1 protein-coding gene is annotated in these 932 nt (G+C 35.6%); it reads left to right on the top strand.

Features of this window, described 5'->3' with window-relative positions; genetic code table 11:
• Positions 1–168: 168 nt before the first annotated feature.
• The gene (locus tag ACFFGT_RS19185; RefSeq protein ID WP_377024131.1) at positions 169–774 is read left to right on the top strand and encodes an REP-associated tyrosine transposase; all 606 of its coding nucleotides are present in this window, start codon (positions 169–171) and stop codon (positions 772–774) included.
• The last annotated feature ends 158 nt before the right edge of the window (positions 775–932 follow it).

The raw sequence follows: 932 nt of genomic DNA, 5'->3' as shown, positions 1-932 counted from the left end.
TTGCCCGGTTGGCAAACCCTTTGGAAAGGTTATTCATTTTTTCAATCCTTAGTAATCGGATTTAACTATGCTAACAACAGCTCATAATTTTGTGGGTTAACTTTAACTCGCAGAGGACCCTGAGGTTGACAATCATCTTAAAATCCATAATTATCTTTATATTTAACTATGGCTACCCGAACCTTGCATAATGATCCTGGCGAAACCTGGTTTATAACTTTTACATGTTACAATTGGATACCTTTATTTGAGATAACAAAATCATATAATCTTCTGTATGATTGGTTCATGTTTATAGCAGAACATTACCAGATTCAAACTCATGCTTTTGTATTGATGCCTAATCATGTTCATGTAATTATTAAACTACCTGAAACGGAAGCAGGGCTTAATAAAATAATCAGTAATGGCAAAAGATTTATAGCTTATGAACTCGTTAAAAAACTAACACTATTAGGCAAAATCGATATTCTTGATCAACTTTCGGCGGCATGCACCGAAAAAGAAAGAGCCAAAGGACAAAAACATAAGGTTTTTGAACCCTCATTTGATGCTAAACCTATATTTTCTACAGCGTTTTTCCATCAAAAGATAGATTACATACATCATAACCCAGTCTCTGGCAAATGGTTACTATGTAATGACTTTACCGAATACCCGCATAGTAGTGCGGCTTTCTATCATTCGGCAAAGCTTCATGAACACGTAAGTATTACAGATTATCGGGATTTTTGGACAGACATAAATCATGTGAAACCAGTTAGACAGATCTAATTAAACATAGCAGCTGGTATGGCGTAGAACATCAGGGTCCTCTGCGAGTTAAAGTTAACCCACAAAATTATGAGCTGTTGTTAGCATAGTTAAATCCGATTACTAAGGATTGAAAAAATGAATAACCTTTCCAAAGGGTTTGCCAACCGGGCAAACCT

It is taken from the genome of Mucilaginibacter angelicae (assembly GCF_042434235.1).
GTDB lineage: Bacteria > Bacteroidota > Bacteroidia > Sphingobacteriales > Sphingobacteriaceae > Mucilaginibacter > Mucilaginibacter angelicae.
The sequence above is the reverse complement of the archived record's forward strand: the minus strand, read 5'-3'. Positions and strand labels throughout refer to the sequence as shown.